The organism is Methanoculleus taiwanensis (assembly GCF_004102725.1).
GTDB classification, from domain to species: Archaea; Halobacteriota; Methanomicrobia; order Methanomicrobiales; family Methanoculleaceae; genus Methanoculleus_A; species Methanoculleus_A taiwanensis.
Window position 1 is genome coordinate 528,589 of the sequence record NZ_LHQS01000001.1, and the last position, 20,528, is coordinate 549,116.

Consider the following 20,528-nt stretch of genomic DNA (forward strand, 5'->3'; position numbering starts at 1 on the left):
AATGTTGGCACGAAAGAAGATAAATTTTGGCTCATGTCCGGTTCTGAACATACCTCCGGAGCGTAAAGGTGACGGCGGCTCCCTCTCCGGGGCGGCCTTCCACCCGATCGTGCGCGGAGATCCGGCCGCCGTAGCGTTCGACGAGCATCCGGGTGATGTACAGGCCGAGTCCCTTCCCACTCTTCCTGGTGGTGCCGCGCTGGTAGCGCTGGAAGATCCTTGATTTGAGGTCGTCCGGAATACCGGGGCCGGTATCCTCGACGGTGACGCTGACCTCGTCTTCCCGTTCCTCGACGCGGATCGTGATCCCGACCTCAGGCCCCCCGAACTTGAGTGAGTTTCCGATGAGATTCGTGAAGATCTCATCGATAAGATCGTCTGCGAGCACAGTTGCGTCCGAACCGCCGTAAGCGATGGTGGCGTCGGAGAAGTAGTTCAGGACGTCCCTGATCGCCGAATCGAGTTTTATTGGGATGAGGAGCGTCTCCTCGTGCCGGAGTTTGCGCAGCGTAGTGACATTCCTGATGATCTCGCTGCTCTGCTGGATGGCGGTGAGCGCTTTCTGTGCAAACTTCTTCGCCGAGTTGTCTGCAAGCTCGATGAGCACCTGGGTGTATCCGATCGCCGCCGCGTTGGCGTTGTTGACGTCGTGGGAGAGGATATCGATATAGAGGTTTGCCTCGTCGTTCGCGGCATTCGCCTCCTCGAGATAGCGGTTCGCACGCGCGAGCGCTGCCTCGAGTTCCTCCTGCAGCAGCCCCCGGGTGACGCCGCTTCCGATCTCCTTCCCGATCGCCTCGAGAACAGCTCGCTCTTCCGGCGTGATTATCGTTCTTCCCATATCGGCGATCGCAAAGCAGCCCACGAGCCGGCCGTCGTCGAGGATGGGGACGGCGGCAAACGAGCGTATTGGGGAATGCCGGTACCCGGGGTAGCGCTCATGGAAGGAGTCGACGTAGTGGGGCACGCCGGCGACGAGGACGTCGGCGAAGAGCGGTGCGCCGATCTCCACGACCGCCGGCGGTTCCATGGCCGGGTCGCCGATTCCCTGGCGGGAGCGGAGGCTTGCCGTACCGTCCGGAGTGTTTACGATGTATATGGCACCGGTATCGAAGTTCAGGAGGTCGAGCGTCCGGTCGAGCGCTGCATGGAGCATCCCGTCGAGATCCCGGGACGCGCTCGCGGTTCCGATGATCTCGTTGATGATCGAGAGCTGCCGGTTTCGCTCCCGGATCTCCTCCTCTTTTCGGTGCTGGTCGGTGATATCCCGGATGACCTGGACAAGACCCGCCGGCTGCCCTGCGCCGTCCCGGAGCACGGTCGCCGTCACCTCGGCGAGGAACTCGCTCCCGTCCCCTCTGGCAAGCGTACACTCGAGGGGGGGGATATGCCCCTCCCGGAGGATACGCTCCCTGCTCAGGAGAGCTCTTGTATGCTCCCGCTCAGCGACGAACACCATCGGGCTCTTCCCGACGAGCGCCTCTCTCCCGGTGCACCCGTAGATCCGGAGAGCCGCTTCATTTGCGTCGACGATGCGGTCGGCAAGATCGGTGACGACGATCCCGGTGTCGACCGACTCGAGGATCGCTCTGGTCTTCTCTTCCGACCTCTCCAGCCGATCCGTCATCTGTCTCCGTGCGGTCACATCCGTGATGACCGTGCAGACGACGCGCTGATCGGGGAGGAGATTTGCCGAGACGAGCACCGTTCGGTCTTCACCCTCCCCCCGGGTGACGCCGACCTCAAGCGTTGCCACGCGCTCCCCCCCCGTGATCCGTTCGAGCGGCGCGCCCTTGAACTCGGACCAGATCTCGGTTATCAGGCGGCCCTGCACATCTTCCGGGCTCACGCCGAGGATCTCGCCGCACCGCTGATTCATCTCCTCGATACGACACGTGCCCGGATCGAAGAGGAATATCCCTGCCTCTGAATTGTCAAATATGCCGTGATACCGGCTCTCCTGCTTCTGCAGGCTCCCCGAGAGGTAGGCGACCACGGCGGCGATGCCGATGAAGATGACCGACCGGACAACGGCACTGAGGATCTCACCCGGAACAGGGGCGAGCAGGAGGAGAACCTCTGCAAGATACGCCAGAGCGAGGAGCGCGCCGGCCGCGAGCCCCCGCCGGGGATACCAGTAGGCGGCCGTGACGATCGGGATATAGAAGAGATGCGGGAATACCACGGATATATTCCGTAGAAGACAGAACGCCGTAATGGCACAGGCACCGAGCGCCGAGACGGCGATGACGGCGATCCGGATATGCTGGCGGGATCGCGGATCTGCCCCGGTTCTGCCGGGGAAGGCGGCTCCGATCACTCATTCTATGTCGGCATCTGCTCATATATACCTGCAGGGCTGCCTCCCGGGCGGCGATATTCTTAATACCTCTCTCCGAGAATATAATGCAGCACTGTAGAATACATGTGCTGGCTAGAGTAAGTCCGACGTGCCCGCAGAAGCACTGCCCACAGTGGCTCGGGATTACAGAGAATAGTCAGTTTACAGACTTTTTTCTGGACTTACATAGTTTTAATCGGAGGTGAACGAATGGCAAGAATGTATGCTCGACGCCGGGGAACCTCGGGGTCAGTCAGTCCCTTCAGGACCGACGCACCCGAATGGTCCAACACGGATGTACAGGAGATTGAGAAGATCGTCGTCGATCTCCGGAAGAATGGAATGTCGAGCGCAGAGATTGGCCTGACACTGCGGGACAAGTACGGCGTCCCCGATGTCAAGCTCGCAACCGGAAAGCGCGTATCGGCAATTATCAGAGAACAGGGCCTCGAGTCCGATATTCCGGAAGACCTCCGGAACCTGATGGTAAAAGCCCTCGGGATGAGGAAACACCTCTCCGAGAACAAGAAGGATCTGCACAACAAGCGGCAGCTCCAGCTCACCGAGTCGAAGGTGCGCCGGCTCGTCCGGTACTACGTCGGTTCCGGCAAACTGCCGAAGGGCTGGGTCTACAAGCCGGAAACCGCTGAGATTCTGCTGTCCAGATAATCCATGTCCCTCGATGCCGCCGCTGCGGATCTCGCAGATCACCTGCTCGAGCAGGAATTCGTGGAAGTCTTCGCGCATCACGATGCAGACGGCATAGCAGCCGCCGCCATCCTCTGTCACGCACTCTTCCGCGAAGGCAGGCAGTTCCGTCTCCGGATCCGGCCGCGGATCACCGCCGGGGATCTGCCGAAGGACGAGAGCGTTCTGCTCTGCGACTTCGGCTCGTCGCTTGCGGATCTCCCGGACAGCGTGATGGTGGTGGATCACCATATGCCCTACTTCGAGGGCGAGCACCATGTCAATCCCCGCCTCTCCGGACTCGACGGCGACCGTGAACTCTCGGCAGCGGGAGCGGCATACCACGTGGCACAGCATATCGGGGACAACCGTGATCTGATCGGTCTCGTTATGCTCGGGATCATCGGTGACGGCCAGGAGTTCTCAGGCACGAACCGCGACCTGGCGGACGACGGCATCGCCAACGGATACGTGGCACCCCGCCGCGGTCTGCGGCTTGCCGGGCGGAACCTGACCGAACAGCTGGTGCTCGCTGTCAACCCCTACCTCGATGGGATCAGCGGCGACGAGACGGCGGTACGGGCGCTCGTTGCAGGATGCACCGGCGAAGAGGATGTCGACCTTGAGATGCTCCTCTCGCTTATCCTCCTGAAGATAAGCCGGACGACGCCGCTCGACTCGATGTGCGGTCTCTACGGCAACACCTACGGCCTCGGCCGCGAGGTGCTCGACGAGGCGCACACCCTGACCGCGCTCATCGATGCCTGCGGTAAAGCGGGTGCGGGTGACCTCGCGGCATCGCTCTGTCTGCGGTCGACCGCCTCGCTTCCTGAAGCGTGGGATGTCGCCGGGCGTCACCGGCGCGCTATCGTCGAGGCTATCCGGACGATCCGGCCGCTCGAAGAACGCCTTCCACTCTACGAGGTGGAGAACGGCGTTGTGATCAGCGACGTCGCCGATGCACTGGCCTGCTCCCGGACGTATACCGCGCCGGTCTTCGTCGTCGGCCGGAAGGGTGACTGGTGCTCGATATCGGCACGATGCCCGCCCGGCGTCGACCTCGATCTCGAGGCGCTGATGCGAAGGCTCGCGGAGGAGTGCGGCGGCCGCGGTGGCGGCCATCCACGTCGCGCCGGAGCGGAGATCAGCCCGGGTCACCTCGACCGGTTCCGTGCAGGGCTGCTGGAGGCGATCGCCGCATGATCCGGATCGAAGGAACGATTGTCACGGCGCATGAGGAAGCTGCGTGTGTGGCGGCGGCACTCCGGCCCGATAACCTCTCCCTCATGCGGACGAGTGCGGACGGGGGAGCGGTGCGAACCGATATTGCGGGGACGCGGCTTCGATCCGTCATCGCATCGGTGGACGATTATCTCATGAATCTGGCAATAGCGGAGGATGTATGTTCATACGTTTCGCGTTAACAGCGGATCTGCAGTTCAGCAGAGACCTCACTCCCGAGGCGGTGCTGGCGGCAGGTGACACGGTACAGGAGGCAAACGAGGTTCTCTTCCGGCGGGGTGTCCCCGCGGAGGCGGAAGACGAGCAGATCGGAAAGATCACCGAGTGGAGCGCTCACGACTCCGTAATCAGCCTCGCGATCGAGAGCGGTCCGTATACGCGGGCACACGATGCCCTCTTCCGGTTCCGCAAGCTGATTGCGCAGGCGATGGGCAGACACCGGCTGGGGCTGCGCGAGATCACCGTTCGATCGTTCAGCGTCGAGATTCCGGGCCACATACCGGACGAAGCGATCCCGAAGCTGCCGTTCATCAGGAGTGTCTCCTCTCATGCCGAGTCCGTCCGGATCGACCTCGCGTGCTCGGCAACCGACCTCGAAAACCGGGTGCCCGACCGGATCGTCAAGCTCATCGAGGAGAAGAAGGAAGCGGCTCTCTACGGCGGGAAGACCGAACACTGGGAGCTCGTCTTTGAAAGCGGCAAGCGGGAGCGGATCTTCGAGGGCAACCCCACCGAGGAGATGCTCGCACGTGGCTGGATCAAGCACGGCGCGTCCCGCGGGCAGTGGATCTTCGCGCCGCAGGCAGTAGCGCTCTTCCGGGCGTTCGAGCGGATTGTCGTCGAGGAGATCATCCGGCCGCTCGGGTTCTCCGAGATGATCTTCCCTAAGCTCGTCCCCTGGGAAGTCTGGATGCGCTCGGGACACGCCAAAGGTGTGTATCCCGAGATCTACTATGTCTGCACGCCGAAGACCCGTGATCCCTCGTACTGGGAGGATATCGCCGATTACTTCAAGGTGACCGGCGAGGTGCCCGTTGAGATGATCCGCGATCGGCTCGATGGGCCTATCGGCGGCATGTGCTACGCGCAGTGCCCGCCCTTCTGGCCGTTCGTGCAGGGCGAGACACTGGCGAACGACTGCCTCCCGATCCGGGTCTTCGACCGGAGCGGTACATCGCACCGCTACGAGAGCGGGGGCATTCACGGCATCGAGCGGGTGGACGAGTTCCACCGGATTGAGATCCTCTGGCTCGGCACGGCCGAACAGACGATCGAGACCGCAAACCGGCTCCACGAGACGTATACCCGGGTCTTTGAAGACCTCATGGAGCTCGAGTGGCGGAGCGCGAGGGTGACTCCCTGGTTCATGGCGCAGGAAGGCATGCTCGGCGAGTCCGGCAGCGCCGATATCGGCACGCGGGACTATGAGGCGCTCCTCCCCTACAGCAACTCGTGGCTCGAGTTCCAGAACGTCAGTGTGAACGGCGACAAGTACCCGAAGGGGTTCAACGTCAAGATCCAGAGCGGTGCCGACTGCTGGTCGGGTTGTTCCGGGATCGGCCTTGAACGGTGGACCGCGGCGTTCCTTGCCCAGAAAGGGTTTGACACCGCGAAGTGGCCTGAGGCAGTGGCGCGACTGGTCGACGAACCGAAGGAGATCTTCAGGTTCCTCTAAGAGAACTCCTGATAGAATGCAGAGAGTGCAAAACAGAAGAATGAAAGCGAAGTGATACTATGGCAAGAAAGAAGCAGGTTGGAAGAAGAGTAGAAGGCTGGAAGGCAAAGAAGTGGTACCGGGTGCATGTTCCGGACGCCTTCGGCAAGATCGAGATCGGTGACACGATCTCCGCCGACCCCGAGAACATGGTCGGCCGTGTGATGACTGCGACCCTCGGCGAGGTTGTCCAGGACTACTCCAAGTCGCACATCAAGATGAAGTTCAGGATCAACAACGTGGCAGGCGAGTCCGCCTACACCGAGTTCGTGGGGCACGAAGTGACCCGTGACTACCTCCGGTCGATGGTCAAGCGCCGGACGTCCCGGATCGACACGATCATGCCGGTCATCACCAAAGACGGCAAGAAGGTTCGCCTGACCATCGTCTGCCTCACCCTTACCAGGGCAGAGCAGAGCCAGATCCACTCGATCCGTCAGACGATCATGCAGCAGATCGCTGCCCGCGCTACCGAGGCCGACCTCGATACGCTCGTCAAGGACGTCATGTCCGGCGATCTTTCCCGGGATCTCTTCAAGGCCGTCAAGACGATCTACCCCGTCAGGCGCGTCGAGATTACGAAGTCCAAGCTCGAGCGGATCGCTGCCGTATAGGCCGATCCGTCGACTCTTTTTTCTGCAAATCCGGATCCCGATCCGCAGCCTCGGGAAGATGCAAATCGCGGTTTTCTCATCCCGAATGCCGTTTCCTCGCGGTGTTCCGGCGATATCCAATTGGCTGAATACTTTCCCGACCACAATCATTATACCCTCGAACAGGTACATGCCCCCGCGTACGTAGGGGAGCATTACTCGCGATCAGGAGGTGTAAGGCTGATGTACCGGTCCCTGGAGAAGCGATCTGCCCGGCCACGGTGGGAGGCGCTGAGTGCGCCCGCCGGAGATCCGTGTTCCGAGCAGCAGTCCGCCGTGCTGACGATGATTCAGCGGGTGCTCACGGATTTTGATAAAGACTGGAACCTGCTCCGGGAGGAGGCGGAGGGTGAGGACTGGCCTGCCGCGGCGAATGAACTCCTCGACCGCTACTCGCACGAGATGTATGACCTCGTGCGGGCAATTCAGGGGATTCTCGCCGAGGATATGGAGTTTCACGTCCGGGGACTCTCCGCGGATATGATCATGGCGACCAACATCTGCCATATGATCGGTTGTGGCCGGGAGTTTCTGATCCGGGGCGACGAGCTGGCGAGGCGCGCACGCTCTTCTGCGGACAGGTGTATTCTTATGTGCCGGGCGCGGCGGCGGGTCAGGGTCGTCGTCCGGTGAGACCCCCTCCGTCTCCCGCAGGTACCGGATAAAGTAATGTTTCTTTGCGTCACATCTCTCTTCGATGACTGCACAGAAGATCCTGCTCCTGGTGCTCGACGGGATATCCGACCGCCCCTGCGCGTCGCTTGGCGGGCTGACGCCCCTGCAGGCCGCAAATACCCCGAACCTCGACCGGTTCGCGACGGAAGGAATCACCGGCATCATGGATACGATTGCGCCCGGCATCAGGCCCGGGTCCGATACGGCACACCTGAGCCTGCTCGGCTATCCGCCCGAACGCTACTACACCGGCCGGGGGCCGCTTGAGGCGGAGGGGTCGGGTATCCACATGGAACCCGGGATGATCGGGTTTCGGTGCAATTTTGCCACGGTCGACGAAAACAGCCTGATCACCGATCGGCGGGCCGGCCGGATCCACGACACCGCGGCTCTCTCGGCGGCGATCCGGGAGGGGGTCGATCTCTCCGCGTACGAGGTTGGATTCCGGTTCGAGTCCGGTGCCGGGCACCGCGCCGCCCTCGCGTTCGTCGGTGATCTCCTCGGCGACCGCGTCACCTCGAACGACCCGAAGAAAGAGGGTGCCGAGCCGCTTCCCGTCAAACCCATCGGTGATGCGCCTGCCGACGAGAAGACGGCAGCTGTCTGCAACGAGTTCATCCGCCAGTCCCGTGAGATACTCTTCGATCATCCCCTCAACATCGAACGGCTGGAACAGGGGTTGCCGCCCGCGAACCTCCTCCTGATCCGGGGTGCCGGGAGAATGGGGCATTTCGAACCGTTCGAGGAGCGGTACGATCTCTCCGGCAGCGTTATCTCGGCCGCCACCCTGATCTCGGGGATCGGGATGGTCGTCGGGCTCGAGCATATCCCGGTGCCGGGGACGACCGGGTCGGTGGACTCCGACCTCCCCGCCAAGGTGGCGGCGACCCTGCGCGAGCTCGAGCGGAAGGATTTCGTGCTCCTGAACATAAAAGGCGCGGACGAGGCCGGGCACGATGGAAAACCCGAGCAGAAGCGGGATTTCATCGAAGTGATCGATGCGGCGCTCGAGCCCTTTGCGGCGCTCGACGATACGATCCTCGTGATCTGCGGCGATCACAGCACGCCCTGTTCGGTGAAGGATCACAGTGCAGACCCGGTTCCGCTGGTGATCCGGGGAGAAGGCGTCAGAACCGACCGCAATTGGGCGTTTGACGAGATATCCTGTGCAGAAGGGGGGATTAACCGGATACGCGGCCTCGATCTGATGCCGATTGTTCTCGATCTAATAAACAAGGCTCATAAATACGGCGCATGAAGATCTTAGCGGCGGCAGACTCATGGAGGATACAGCGAAGCACGACTGGCTCAGGGAATGCTCGCTCCCCGACAGCACCGAGCTGCAGGAGCGGCTGCTCAAGACCGACCAGGATATTATAATCGGCGACCGCTGCCAGATAGATTACGGCCTTGCAGGCAAGGATATAGTTGTCTGTGAGTTCTGTACCATAAACGGGAACATCCTCGCGTCAGGCGACGTCAGGATCGATAATTGGTGCGAGGTGGCCGGGAACGTCTTCGTGGACGAGGATGCCTACCTTGGCGAGGGTGTCAAGATCCGGGGCAAGCTCGTCGTCCATGGCGACCTCGATATCGGTGATAACGTCCAGATAGAGCAGGGTTTCGAGGCAAAGGGCTGGATCTCGATCAGGAACCCCATGCCGGTCATCGTCTACCTCATGCTCTACCTGGTGGCGCTCCTCGGCATCGAGAAGGAAGAAGAACTCGAATCGGTCATGCAGAAGATCTTCGGCGAGGAGGAGGTCGAAAAGACTCCCCCGCTGATGATCCCGGGAGGCGCGGTGATGAACATGCAGACCATCACCGTCCCCGACCGCATGGCCATCGGCAGGGGGTGCCGCCTGCACGGCAACATCAAGGCGGGCTCGGTCACGATGCTCGCCAGCACGACGCTGTTCGGGAGCCTGCATGCCCGTGATGCCGTCACGGTCGCGGAGGGATCGGTCGTGCATGGCGATCTCCGGAGTGACGGTGATGTTACGCTGGAACAGAGTGTGCGGATCCTCGGGGACGTCATCTGCAGGAGGCTGACGCTCCACGAGGAGGCACGGGTGGACGGCACGATCCGGGCGCCGGGCGGGCTGAAGATAGAGAGAGTTACATGACAATTGCAGAATTACTTGATGTGGATGCGTGCCGGCTTATCGAGCCGTCGTTTGCCGAGCTGACGGAAGATCACTATACTGCCCTGCTGCTCCGGGCACTCGCCGACGATGCCCGGCTGCTTGTCGACGAAGACGAGGAACCGCTTGCCCTCGCACTTCACGACGACCAGGGGTGGCATGCGGCGTCGTTTCTCTTCCGTGACCCGACGCTCGCTGCGATCGAGTGCTTCGAGGCGTTCGATGGGGAGATCTATCAGGAGAACCGTGAAACCTGGCTCGCGGCGGTCAGGGAGTACTACAGCCTCGAGTTATGCCGTACGGTGCTTCCGGCCGTCGAGGATCTGCCCGGGGATCGGATGGCGAAGATGGAAGATCTCATCCGGGAGATCTGGGGCGACCGGAGCGGGTCGCTCTGCCTCGACTGCTGCTGCGGCTCCGGGGTCGGTACCGCCGCTCTCCGCGCCTCCGGTATCCGGTCGATTGCCTACGACAACGACCCCGCTCTCCTCTCCCTCGGTCTTGCCCGGGGCAGGCTCTCTCCTTCGGAGACGATCTGCATCGACGGGAGAGCGGCAGGGGCGTACATCAGCCCGGCTCCGCTCGGTGTCGCATTCATGGCAGGCGAGATCATCGGATACAATGCGGGTATGTGGGAAGGGATCGTCGATCAGCTCCTTTCCCTCACCGATGAGGCGCTCATCACCCTCGGCACCGAGCAGGAATCCGGCATGGTGCGGACATGGTGCCTTGAACGGGACAAGAGCATCGAAATATTCGAGAACGATCGCGATCCGCTCTACGACCGCTGGTGCTGCCTCATCCGGTAGATCGATCCCTTCCTCTTTTTGGTCTCCGGCTCCGGTGCGCCGGCGGCTATACGTCAGCCGATGAGCTGGTATTCTGTTTTGACGGCAGCGATTCGCGGAATCGGTTTCGGAAGGTTAATACTCTATGGGGGCCATCTCCGTTATTCCGGGTCGTTCCCCGCTACCCGCATCCCGCTGTGCAGGTATTGGGCGGTTCTCCCCGCCTCCCGGCACATGGACGTGACGGCATGGATCTCCGCAGCAAAGTCATTCTCATCGTCATCGCGACACTTGCAGTACTTCTCGTAGCCCACGTCCTGATATCCGACGCCGTCGTGATGCAGAGTTACTCCGACCTCGAGCTCCGGGAGACCCGCCAGCATCTTGAGCGGGCTCTGATTGCCGTCGATTATGAGATCGGGAGGGTCGACGGGCTCTGCAGGGACTGGGCGTGGTGGGACGACACCTGCCGGTTCGTCGGTGAGGGGAACGATGCCTACATCAGATCAAACCTCGTCGACTCCACGTTCAGCCAGCTTCGCCTGAATATGATGCTGTACCTGAACCAGTCGGGAGCGGTCGTCTTCGCGAAGGGGTACGATCTCGCTGCCGGGACGCCGACGCCGCTCCCGGCGCCCCTTCTCGACCGGATCACCTCCGACAACCGACTCGTCGGCCATGACGATGCGAAGAACGGCGTTGCCGGACTGATCGTCCTTCCCGAAGGGCCGATGATCGTCTCCTCACAGTCGATCGTCTTAAGCAGCGGGGACGGGCCTTCACACGGAACTCTCATTATCGGGCGGTACCTCGACGACGCCGCGCTGGAAGCGTTGCAGTCGACCACCCTCCTGCCGTTCTCCCTTCTCCCGCGGGACGACTGGGCACCGCTGAACGACTCCTGGGAGCCGCTCCCGGCATCAGGGTCGATGCTGGTACAAACGATTAATCCGGATACCACCACCGGCTACGTGTTGATCGAGGATATCTACGGCGAGCCGGCCGTCATGCTGCGCACCGACCTTCCCCGGACTATCTACAACCAGGGACGCTCGACGTTCAACTATCTTCTCGGCTCCGTCATTGTAGCAGGACTCCTCTTCGGTTTTGTGACTATCTCCCTCCTCGAGCGGACGACGCTCCTGCAGATGGGGCGGCTCAGCGACGACGTCGCCGGGATCGGGGCGAGGCGCGACTTTGCATCCCGGCTCCCGGTGAACGGGGAGAACGAACTCTCCCGGCTTGCCGGAGCGATCAACGGCATGCTCGAGGAGCTCGAGGCGGCCCGCCGGGAACTTCAGGAGAGCAGCGACCGGTATCACCTCCTCTTCAACAGCGGGAATGATTTTATAATCGTCTGTGCCGTCACCGACGACGGGGCTCCCTGCAGGATCCTCGACGTCAACGATCTCGTCTGCCGGCGGCTCGGCTATACCCGGTCTGAACTGCTCGCTCTCCCGATAACGAGGCTCATCCCCGACGGCGAGGCCGTCTCCTCAGGAACCCGGCGCCTCCACCTGATCCACTTCGTGAAGAAACGGGGGGAGACGATCCCGGTCGAGGTGAATACTCATCCCGTCACCCTCGGCACGGAGCAAGCGGTGCTTGCGATCGCCCGGGACATCACCGAGCGGCAGCTGGCGGAGGAGGAACTTACACGACACCGGCAGCATCTTGAGGAGATGGTCGAAGAGCGGACGGATGCGCTTGTCCGGCTCAACGAACGTCTTCAGCGTGAGATCGTCGAACGCCGGAAGACAGAGCAGCACAGGAAAGAGGCGTACGATCAGATCGAGCGGAATATCGAACAGTTCGCGATCCTCGCCGACCATATCCGCCACCCCCTGCAGGTCATTCAGGGAATGGCCGACCTCCTCGATGACGAGGCGAAAGGAGCGAAGATAGCGGTGCAGGTCGAGCGGATCGATGCGATCATCAAGCAGCTCGACCAGGGTTGGGTCGAGTCCGAAGAGATCCGGGCGTTTTTAAAGAGATATTCGTGAGGGGGTGGCCTACTCCTGGCGCTGCTCCGCGCAGTCGAGCTCGGCGACGATCCCGACCGCGTCGTCCATCTTCGCCACGAGCCGCCGGATCTCGAGGAGGCGTTCCATCCCGATGAAGTGCTCGGCCATCACCCGTGCCATATCGGTAAGTTCAATCCGCCCCGCTCTCCTGCGCACGAGTTTCTCGTCGAGGAGCGCCGAGAGCACCGGTTCGAGCGTCCCGACCATCAGGTTGTTCAGCCGGATGATCTGCTGCTCGTCGCCGCCGCAGACGACGGCGTTCGCAACGAACTCTTCGGAGCTCTCTTCGAGATCGTACTCCGGCGCGACCTCTTCCATCTCGCCCCGCAGGAGACCGACGGCTACCTCGTCCTCGGTCTTGCCGGAGGTGCGGGAGTACGATCCGCCGGGTTCGGCAAGGATCACGATCCTGCCGAGATCGTGGTAGTCGGGCCGCCCCGCACGTCCCATCATCTGGTGGAACTCCCCGACGCCGAGCCACTGGATACCCATGGCGAGAGCGTCGAAGACCACCTGGGATGCCGGAAAGTCGACACCCGCCGCGAGAGCCGCCGTCGTGACCACGGCGGCGATATCTCCGTTCGCAAAGCGGTTCTCGACGTCGCGCCGTTCCTGTGACGAGAGCCCGGCGTGGTACGGAGCTGCTTTCCTGCCGAGCGCTTCGGCGACGACGTGGCACCGGGCACGGGAGTTCGTGAAGACGATCGTCTGGCCGCGGAACCCTTTCGATGACCGCTGTTTGAACTCTTCGGCCACGAGCTGCTTGATGAAGTCGATCTTCTTCGTCCGCTCCACGAAGAGCAGGTGCCGTTCGAGCGGGACGGGGCGTTCGGCGTACCTGATGAGCTGAGCGTTCAGTTTCTTCGCGAGCAGCCCCGGCATTCCGATGGTTGCGGAGAGGTAGAGGAACTGCGCTTTCGGGGCGACGTGCTTGAGGCGGGCGATCAGGCCGTCGAGGCGGTGGCCGCGTTCGGGATCCTCGAGCATCTGCACCTCGTCGATCACCACCGTGCCGATATCCTTGAGCACCCGTCCCGTCCGGAGCGCATGGTCGATCCCCTCGTAGGTGCCGACGACGATCGGTGCACCGATATCCCGCTCCCCGACCGGCCGGGTCTCCGGGAGGTTCAACCTGCTGACGCCCGTCTGCAGGGAGACTCGGACGAGGCGGCCGTAGCGGTCGCGGAACCGCTGGTACTTCTGGTTCGCGAGCGCCACCAGGGGAACGAGAAAGAGGGTTCTACCTTTGCCCTCGAGGAAGTTCTTCATCCCCGCCATCTCCCCGATGAACGTCTTCCCGCTGGCGGTCGCCGAGACCACCAGCAGGTGCTGCCGGTCGAGGAGCCCGCCTTCTACGGCGAGCTGCTGCACCGGCATGAGGTACTCGATCCCCGAGGCCTTTGCAAAAGCCGGGGGGAGCGGGAGCTCGGTGATGTGCACGGTCTCTTCCCGTGCGTGGGCTTCGAGGCGATCGTAGAGCGTCCGTGACCGGTCAAGGTTATCCGGCCCGACCGATGCGAGAACCTTGTTGAGGTCGCGGATCTGTTCGAGCAGCTGCTCGAGGTGGGAGAGCATGGAGCCGCCGAACTTGCCCATGTACCCGAGTTCCCGCCGGAGTTCCCTTTTAGCGCACTCCATGCAGATCCACTCGTTCCCGTAGCGGACAGCGCTCGATTTATCGATCGGTGCGAACCGGTCTTCGAGCTGGCAGAGCCGGCAGATGGTGATCCGGGAGTAGGGGATCTGCAGATCGTTTAGAAACGACTCAAACTCCCTGCTGCCTCCTGCAAGCTGCACCTTCGCCCGCCGGAGCACGGCGATGAAGTCGCGGGTGGGAACCGGTTTGAGCTGTTTCTGTTTTTTGCGGATCTTGAAGTTCTTCGGCCGCTGCCCTTTCGGCGTACCGGCGAGATCGACGAATCCGGAGGCGGTAACCCGGCCTCCGTCGATGAACAATAGTTTATACGTGCCTTTCTGCGGCTGAATAATGATCTTCATGAGACTATGAGGTCGTGGATGGTATAGGCGAGGCCTGCCGTCTCGAGACGCTTTAAGAAGTCGGTGAACTCCTCGTCGACGATGAGGATGGCACACTCCCTGCCGTGGAATGCCGCTTCGACGACGCCTTCACGGGATCCGAAGAACATATCGGGTTCGCACCCCGCCTTCTTCAGCGCGACGTAGGACTCGAGGCCCACGGCCGCAACCATCTCGGCGCGGTCGATGGCGCTGCGGAGCAGGGTGCTGCTGACTTTGCGCGACCCGCCCCGTTCGACCCGGGGAATCTTGCAGACGTGGATGAGCCCCTCGCGGTGCTCGATGATCCCTTCAAGGTGCGAAACGCCGACGTCTTCGCCGGGTCTTGCGTCCATGGTGGCCTCTCCCATGGCGGTCTTCTCCTGGAGCGTCGCATAGAGCCATCCGTCCTGCATATATACGCCTATGCGATCCCCTTTCCGGATCTCATCCCGCGCAAGTGCCGTCCAGACCGCGACCTGCTGGATGATATCCTTCGTGACATGGCGGGCGTATGCCTCGAGCGCCTCGGCGTTCCGGAGCACCCACTCGACACCGCTCTTCGTCACCTCGTAGCGGCCTCTGCCGTGAGCGGCGACGAACCCTTCGTCCACCAGCTCCCGGATATACTCCGAGACTGCCTGAGGTGTCACCCCGAGTTTCTCTGCGATCTCCTGCTGCCGGACGGCCGGCTGATGCTCCGCTATCTCGACCAGAATCTGGAAGCGTGTCGCCTCGCGCTTGCTCCGGAGGATGATGTACAGGGGGTCTTCACGAACTTCTGTCAAGAAGCACCATTCCCTGCCCTTTTACATCGAGGTGCGGGATCCGTTTGCCGAGCCCCTTGACGAATATCGGGCTTACACCGTGTTTTCGAGCCAGGTCACCGATGGAAGAGGTGCCGTCGGTGATATCCTGCTGAATGGCGTCGGTCAGGGAACGGAGCATTTCATCGTTGGATATTGCGATATTGAGGAGATCCCCGATATCGTTCATAGTGCACTGGAAGTTCGCCCGGAATTTGCTATAGGTTGTTCGGTACTCTTTCATCGGTTTTCGGCCGGGTGCGGGCATCCGCCACTGCTCCTCGATCAGATTCCCTTTCTTAAGAATCCCGAGGCACTCGGTGACACATTCCCCACCGCCCGCCTGGGCTGCCAGTTCCTCCTCCGTCATCCAGTTCTTATTCAGGAGTTCGTAGATCTTTTTGTATTGGCAGTTATTGAAGGTCATGAGGAGAGGAACCAGTTCAACCGGATCGTTAAGGATTTTAATATGTCCCGTCAAAGCAATACCCTAGTGTTATATGGTGTTATAACTCCATAAATTTTTGCAGAATTTTTGATGCGAACATCCGGCAATATTACTATCAGGGGCATCGTTCAGGGCGTCGGATTCCGCCCCTTTGTCTACGCGAAGGCGCACGGGTACGGCATGCGCGGAACGGTCAAGAACCTCGGGAGCGAGGTTCAGATCGCGGCATGCGGTGAGCGTTTCGAGGAGTTCCTCCGGGCGGTTGCGAAAGGAACACCGCTCTCGCGTATCGATTCGGTTGAGGTGACCCCCCTCGCCGGAGAGCCGCCGGCAGGATTTACGATTCTTGAGAGTAAGGCCGGGAGCCGTTCCGGTTTCATTCCGACCGACGTCGCCGTCTGCGATGAGTGCATCGCCGATATCACCGCCCCCGGCGGCCGCTACGAAGGGTACTGGGCGACCTCCTGCGTGAACTGCGGTCCCCGCTATAGTATCATCACCGCCATCCCCTACGACCGCGAACGGACGAGCATGGATGTATTCCCTGTCTGCTCACCGTGTGAGCGGGAGTACACCGATCCTGCCTGCCGGCGGCATCACGCCCAGACGATCGCCTGCGCCGGCTGCGGCCCGCAGCTCGCCCTCCTGCACGCCGACGGGACGCCGGTTCGAGCCGCAGAGCCCATCCGGGAGGCGGCCGCCCTCCTCGATGCCGGAGCTATCGTCGCCGTCCGGGGCATCGGGGGCTTTCACATCGCCTGCATCGAGGCGTCCGCGTGGACGCTGAAACGGCGGCTCGGGAGGACCGAGCAGCCGCTCGCCGTGATGGCCACTCCGGAAGAGGCCGGGCGGATAGCCGATATATCAGGGGACGAGTGGAAGCAGCTTGAGTCCCGGGAGCGGCCTATCGTCGTCCTCGCGAAGCGTGACCCGGACGCTCACGCCTCGATCAGCAATCTGCATACCATCGGCATCATGCTCCCCTACACCGGGCTCCACCATCTCCTCTTTGCGAGCCTCTCCCACCCGCTCCTGATCATGACGAGTGCAAACCTGCCCGGATATCCGATGATAACCGATCTTGGCCAGGCTGTCGAGCGGCTCAGCGGCCAGGTCGACTATATCCTCACTCACGATCGCCGGATCGTCAACCGGTGCGACGACTCGGTCGTCCGCGACGGTTTTCTCATCAGGCTCTCACGCGGCTATGCCCCAAAACGGACGCCGATCGACCTCGGCGAGCGGTGCATCCTCGGTGTCGGGCCGGAGCTGAACGCGAATATCACCATCTACCGGAGCGGCTTTGCCGTCACCTCCCCGCATGTGGGAAACGTCCGGAACCCTGCGACGCTCGCCTACCTGCAGGAGACGGTGGAGAAGATCGGGGGGATCATCGGTGCGGACTACGACCGGATCGTCCACGACCTCCACCCGCAGTTCCTCTCCACCCGTTACGCCCGCGAGCTCGCGGAGGTGACGGGTGCCGAACTCCTTGCCGTCCAGCACCACCGGGCGCATATCGCCGCGACGACCCGCGAGGAGTGCGTCGGGATTGCGATCGACGGTGTGGGATACGGGGACGACGGGACGATCTGGGGCGGGGAGATCTTCGCCGGGTGCGTGCCCGACTACGACCGGGTCGCCCACCTCGAGGTCGCTCTGATGCCGGGCGGCGATCTTGCGACCCGGTTCCCGGAGCGGATGCTCTACGGCATCATGCCGACGGAGGAGACGCGTGACCTGCTCGCTTCCCGGGGCTGGAGCGAGGTCGAGCTTGCGGTGCTCGAAAAGCAGGTGGCGAAACGGTTCAACGTCGCGGAGACGAGCAGCACCGGCCGTGTTCTCGATGCCGCATCGGCGCTCCTCGGGCTCTGCCGGGAGCGGACGTACGACGGTGAACCGGCGGTGAAACTCGAGTCTGCCGCCTACCGGGGGCGGGCGGCGGCGTGGAATCTTGCGTTCGGCTCCAAAGACGGCCGGGAGGTCTTCTCCACCCGCTCGCTCCTCAGTGAAGCGTACAGGCGGATGCAGGCGGGCGAGCGTATCGTCGATATCGCCGCTTCGGTGCAGTACAACCTCGCCCGGGGCGTCGCGGCGATGGGAGTCCGTGCCGCAGAGGAGCGGGGTATCCCGCGGGTCGCGCTCTCGGGCGGCGTCGCCTACAACCACGCCATCCGGGAGGCTATCCGGGCCGAGGTACTGGCCGCCGGGCTCGAGTACGTCATCAATAAGGAGTACCCCCTCGGGGACGGCTGCATCTCGTATGGGCAGGTCGTCTGCGGGGGGAGTGCGGAAAGGTAACGCTTCCAGAGCCTGGAGACGCCTACACGGGGTCTGCAGGCCGCTCATGTATCCTCTTCTGCTATGACTGCGTTTCCCTGGCATACACGGTATTTTGCCTCTTCCGTCCCAAATTTTCCGGCATTTTGTAAATAGGCTGCATTTACGTCGGAAGGGAAAGGGAAACCGTTTAATGTCGCATGGACAATAATCTGGAATGGAGCACATTCCGCATATCTGCGGCCGGAGATGCCACATCAGGCCAGGCAGTCCGGCTTTTTTACCGTGGGGATCGGGCCGGCTCTTTTCCTGAAGGTGGTTATTGATGATACGTAATGGTGGCCTCTCTCCATTGTGCATACTTCTGTTCGCAGTCCTCGTCAGCGTAACGGGGATACTCTCCGCTGCCCCGGTCGATTCTGCCGGAGATCCGGCGTTCGACGGCACCCCCGGACAGCAGACGGCACTCTCCGATACTCCTGTCTGCGGGTACGTCCCGTCGCCGGTCTCTTTCGATGATCTCGATCCGTCTCTCTCACGGCAGGGGGTCTCTGTCATGGAAACACTCCCGGCCACCTTCGACCTTCGGGAGGAAGGACGGGTGACCCCGGTTCACAATCAGGGGAGCGCGGGAGTCTGCTGGGCGTTCGCCACCTATTCGTCCCTCGAATCCGTCCTGATGTCAGAGAACGAATACGATTTTTCCGAGAACAACATGAAGAACCTCCTCTCATCGGGCTACCCGGATGGGTTTGATCGGGGTCCGAACGACGGCGGAGACGGGGTTCAGTCTCTCGCGTATCTTGCCCGGTGGACGGGCCCGGTCTCGGAAGAGGGCGATCCCTACTCCCCGACATCTTTGGTATCGCCGACCGATCTGGCGGCGGTCGCCCACGTTCAGGACGTCCTGTTCCTGCCGAAGATGACCATCGCCGGGGCGGAAGCGGTGGTAAAACAGGCTGTGATGGAGTACGGTGCGGCCTTTACCGATATGCACTGGACGAACGACGGCTGGAACGAAGCGAATAGCACCTATTATTATGCCGGCCCGGCCGAGTCCAATCATGCCGTCGCCATCGTCGGGTGGAACGATTCCTTCAGCCGCCATGCCTTCAGTCAGGCTCCCGCCGGCGACGGCGCCTGGATCATAAAGAACAGCTGGGGAGCCGACTGGGGAGATGCCGGATACTTTTACATATCCTATAACGATACCCGGCTCGGCAGCATGTGGCAGGGCGTATATACCGCAGAACCGGCAGATACGTACGACGGGATCTACCAGTACGATCCCCTCGGGATGTGTGGGAAGTTCGGATACTCTTCTGCCACAGCCTGGTTTGCCAACGTCTTCACGGCTACTGCCGATGAAGACCTCCGTGCGGTGAGCTTCTATGTTCCCCAGTACTCCTCGACATACGAGCTCTTTGTGTACACAGCTCCTGACGGCGGGCCGGAGAACGCCACGGGCCCGGTAGCAGTGCAGAACGGCACCCTTGATGAGCCCGGGTACCGGACGATCCCCCTCCTGGCTGCGGTTCCGCTGCAGCAGGGAGAGGGTTTCTCGGTCGTGGTGAAGCTCACTGCTCCCGGGTTGACGACGCCGGTTGCGGTTGAATACCCGATTGCAGGCTACTCGAGCAAAGCCTCGGCGAATCCCGGCGAGAGTTACGTCAGCAGTAACGGCGAAACCTGGCTCGATCTTACCACCTGCACCAACCTTGCCGAGGCCAACGTCTGCCTCAAGGCTTTCACGACCCTCCGTGTCGCCCCGGTCGCAAACTTCACTGCCAATGTCACCGCGGGCACTGCCCCGCTTGCCGTCCGATTCACCGACCTCTCCACAGGTAGCCCGACGTCCTGGAACTGGACGTTCGGTGACGGTGCCGCCTCCACGGAGCAGCACCCCGCCCACACCTACACGGTGGCGGGCGTCTACACGGTGAACCTGACGGTCACCAATGCCGACGGGAACGACTCGATGGTGAAGGCGGACTTCGTCACCGTCAGTGCCGCCGCACCGCTCGTCACCGCCCCCGCGGCAATGCCTTCCGTTATCCCGACCGATACGGATGGCTCCGCGGGAACGGGTGAGACTGCCGTGCTTTCCGTGGCGGTGAGCGGCGCAGAGATCGCCTCGGTGACGGTGAACCTCTCAAGCATAGGCGGGTCGTCTGTAACACCGATGGCCGATGCCGGGAACGGCATCTGGACGGTGAGTACGACCGGCACCGTGCCGTCGCCGTTCACGGGCGGCACCTACCTCCCGGTGCTCCTCACCGTGAACGCCACCGGCGCCGACGGCCTTTGCAACACATCGGTCGCTATCCCGCTCACCGTGGTGAAAAACGGCGATGCGAACCAGGATTGCCGGGTCACGCTCTACGACGCCGTCTACACGGCACGACATCTCCTTGAAATCGAGGGTTACCCGATGACGGAGAGCGTCGGCATGGTCTCTGGCGGTGACGATCTCTCGCTCGTTGATGCGATGTACCTCGCAAAGCATCTCCTTGGGCTCCCGGGTTTTGAGGCGTTGCACTGACGATCTTGCCGAAACAGTCCGGCAGGTATCCCCTCTTTTTTCAGGTCGACGGTAAACCCGCGATTGGAATGACGCCGGGTATTCTCTCGCGAATCCCAACCGTTCTGCCGGTGTCAGACGACGCGCCTTACGCTCTCTGATTTTTCATCCTGGGGATAATATCTCTCT

At 62.0% G+C, this 20,528-nt stretch carries 16 protein-coding genes; 12 read left to right on the forward strand and 4 right to left on the reverse strand.

Features of this window, described 5'->3' with window-relative positions; all coding sequences use genetic code 11:
- Window positions 1-31: 31 nt before the first annotated feature.
- Window positions 32-2,320 (reverse strand): sensor histidine kinase, encoded by a 2,289-nt coding sequence (locus ABH15_RS02745; RefSeq protein ID WP_128692823.1) that lies wholly within the window; start codon window positions 2,318-2,320, stop codon window positions 32-34.
- A gap of 231 nt (window positions 2,321-2,551) precedes the next feature.
- Here ABH15_RS02745 and ABH15_RS02750 point away from each other — a divergent pair, with 231 nt between their 5' ends.
- The 10 genes from ABH15_RS02750 to ABH15_RS02795 all read left to right on the forward strand — a co-directional run bounded on the left by ABH15_RS02750 (window position 2,552) and on the right by ABH15_RS02795 (window position 12,247).
- A complete protein-coding gene (locus tag ABH15_RS02750) occupies window positions 2,552-3,010 on the forward strand; it encodes a 30S ribosomal protein S15 (protein WP_128692824.1) in 459 nt (152 codons plus the stop codon).
- 3 nt (window positions 3,011-3,013) lie between these two features.
- Window positions 3,014-4,231, forward strand: a complete 1,218-nt coding sequence (locus tag ABH15_RS02755; protein WP_128692825.1) for a DHHA1 domain-containing protein — start codon at window positions 3,014-3,016, stop codon at window positions 4,229-4,231.
- The gene (locus ABH15_RS02760) at window positions 4,228-4,452 is read left to right on the forward strand and encodes a KEOPS complex subunit Pcc1 (protein WP_128692826.1); all 225 of its coding nucleotides are present in this window, start codon (window positions 4,228-4,230) and stop codon (window positions 4,450-4,452) included. Before ABH15_RS02755 ends, ABH15_RS02760 begins: the two co-directional genes overlap by 4 nt.
- Window positions 4,431-5,945, forward strand: a complete 1,515-nt coding sequence (locus ABH15_RS02765) for a serine--tRNA ligase (RefSeq protein WP_128692827.1) — start codon at window positions 4,431-4,433, stop codon at window positions 5,943-5,945. Before ABH15_RS02760 ends, ABH15_RS02765 begins: the two co-directional genes overlap by 22 nt.
- 59 nt (window positions 5,946-6,004) lie before the next feature.
- Window positions 6,005-6,598 carry a 30S ribosomal protein S3ae gene (locus ABH15_RS02770; RefSeq protein ID WP_128692828.1) on the forward strand — a complete coding sequence of 198 codons (594 nt, stop codon included), beginning with the start codon at window positions 6,005-6,007 and terminating at the stop codon, window positions 6,596-6,598.
- Between the two features lie 222 nt (window positions 6,599-6,820).
- A complete protein-coding gene (locus ABH15_RS02775; RefSeq protein WP_128692829.1) occupies window positions 6,821-7,270 on the forward strand; it encodes a hypothetical protein in 450 nt (149 codons plus the stop codon).
- Window positions 7,271-7,334: 64 nt separating this feature from the next.
- On the forward strand, window positions 7,335-8,570 hold the full coding sequence (locus ABH15_RS02780) for a 2,3-bisphosphoglycerate-independent phosphoglycerate mutase (RefSeq protein ID WP_128692830.1): 1,236 nt from the start codon (window positions 7,335-7,337) through the stop codon (window positions 8,568-8,570).
- A 22-nt stretch (window positions 8,571-8,592) separates the two neighbouring features.
- Complete coding sequence (locus ABH15_RS02785; protein ID WP_128692831.1) at window positions 8,593-9,438, forward strand: polymer-forming cytoskeletal protein; 846 nt, start codon at window positions 8,593-8,595, stop codon at window positions 9,436-9,438.
- Window positions 9,435-10,265, forward strand: coding sequence for a hypothetical protein (locus tag ABH15_RS02790; protein WP_128692832.1), 831 nt, complete (start codon window positions 9,435-9,437; stop codon window positions 10,263-10,265). The genes ABH15_RS02785 and ABH15_RS02790 overlap by 4 nt, the downstream gene beginning before the upstream one ends.
- A gap of 227 nt (window positions 10,266-10,492) precedes the next feature.
- On the forward strand, window positions 10,493-12,247 hold the full coding sequence (locus ABH15_RS02795; protein WP_128692833.1) for a CHASE4 domain-containing protein: 1,755 nt from the start codon (window positions 10,493-10,495) through the stop codon (window positions 12,245-12,247).
- 9 nt (window positions 12,248-12,256) lie between these two features.
- On the opposite strand, the gene ABH15_RS02800 is transcribed toward ABH15_RS02795, so the two are convergent.
- Genes ABH15_RS02800 through ABH15_RS02810 form a run of 3 tightly spaced genes read right to left on the reverse strand, consistent with a single transcriptional unit; the run spans window position 12,257 to window position 15,571 of the window.
- Window positions 12,257-14,266, reverse strand: coding sequence for a DEAD/DEAH box helicase (locus ABH15_RS02800; protein ID WP_128692834.1), 2,010 nt, complete (start codon window positions 14,264-14,266; stop codon window positions 12,257-12,259).
- Entirely contained in the window at window positions 14,263-15,072 is an 810-nt protein-coding gene (locus tag ABH15_RS02805; RefSeq protein ID WP_128692835.1) for a DUF7839 domain-containing protein, read from the reverse strand. Before ABH15_RS02805 ends, ABH15_RS02800 begins: the two co-directional genes overlap by 4 nt.
- Window positions 15,056-15,571, reverse strand: coding sequence for an ArsR family transcriptional regulator (locus tag ABH15_RS02810; RefSeq protein WP_128692836.1), 516 nt, complete (start codon window positions 15,569-15,571; stop codon window positions 15,056-15,058). The genes ABH15_RS02805 and ABH15_RS02810 overlap by 17 nt, the downstream gene beginning before the upstream one ends.
- A gap of 57 nt (window positions 15,572-15,628) precedes the next feature.
- On the opposite strand from ABH15_RS02810, the gene hypF reads away from it, so the two are divergent.
- Entirely contained in the window at window positions 15,629-17,839 is a 2,211-nt protein-coding gene (hypF, locus tag ABH15_RS02815; protein ID WP_128692837.1) for a carbamoyltransferase HypF, read from the forward strand.
- Between the two features lie 331 nt (window positions 17,840-18,170).
- Window positions 18,171-20,360, forward strand: a complete 2,190-nt coding sequence (locus tag ABH15_RS02820) for a lectin like domain-containing protein (RefSeq protein WP_164913616.1) — start codon at window positions 18,171-18,173, stop codon at window positions 20,358-20,360.
- Window positions 20,361-20,528: the final 168 nt, after the last annotated feature.